Here is a 269-nt window from a genome sequence, read left to right as displayed (position 1 = left end):
CTGGGCGCCGAGGAGCCGCCGTCCATGCAAGGCCGCGCCGCGATGCGGCCGCTGCCCGAGGACCACGTTGCCGACGCCACCCACACCGCGTGGCAGGTCGAGAACGAAGCCGAACTGCGAGCCTGGAAACAGAAGCTGCAGGACGCCGGCCTGGACGTCTCGGTGGAGACGCGCCACGAGGTGATCGAATCGATCTATGTGCGCGACCCGAACGGCTACTTCATCGAATTCACCCGCAAGCTGCGCCCGCTGGCCGGCATCGACGCGAC

The 269-nt window shown here is 68.4% G+C and carries 1 protein-coding gene; it reads left to right on the top strand.

All coding sequences use genetic code 11. The features are described 5' to 3' along the window. Window positions 1-269: VOC family protein (locus SB751_RS30910; RefSeq protein WP_410749139.1), on the top strand; the 269-nt coding region annotated here is incomplete at both ends.

Origin of the sequence: Cupriavidus sp. SIMBA_020, assembly GCF_046535395.1 — a bacterium.
GTDB lineage: Bacteria > Pseudomonadota > Gammaproteobacteria > Burkholderiales > Burkholderiaceae > Cupriavidus > Cupriavidus campinensis.
This window is presented reverse-complemented; position numbering and strand designations above follow the sequence as displayed.